This window comes from Erythrobacter sp. (genome assembly GCF_038133525.1).
Classification (GTDB): Bacteria; Pseudomonadota; Alphaproteobacteria; order Sphingomonadales; family Sphingomonadaceae; genus Qipengyuania.
In genome coordinates this window covers 315-633 of sequence record NZ_JAYPTL010000175.1, presented here as the reverse complement: position 1 = coordinate 633, position 319 = coordinate 315, and the positions used below count along the sequence as shown (strand labels likewise).

Below are 319 nucleotides of genomic sequence, written 5' to 3'. Positions count from 1 at the left end.
ACCTTCACCGTCGTTGTCACGCCCGCCAGCACCACGACCTCATGGCTCCAGTCGAACTGGTAAGCCTCGCCGGGATCAAAACTCAGCGGCACAAACGCAGTTGCCGTGCGCCCCACTTCCTCGTGTTGCCAGCGGCGCGCGTGACGGCGGACCGTATCGTAACCGCCTTCATATCCCTGGGCTCGCAACGCTTCGAACAACCGGATCAGCGTCAGCCGTTCGCGCCGTGGCTTGCGTTCGTTCTCCGCCAGTAATCGTTCGAGTTCTTCGACGTAGGCGCCGAGCTTGGGCTTCGGCTGAACCGTGCGATCGTAGATGA

1 pseudogene is annotated in these 319 nt (G+C 62.1%); it reads right to left on the bottom strand.

The features are described 5' to 3' along the window. Positions 1-319 (bottom strand): annotated as a pseudogene (locus tag AAFM29_RS17710) (IS21 family transposase); the annotation flags it as partial.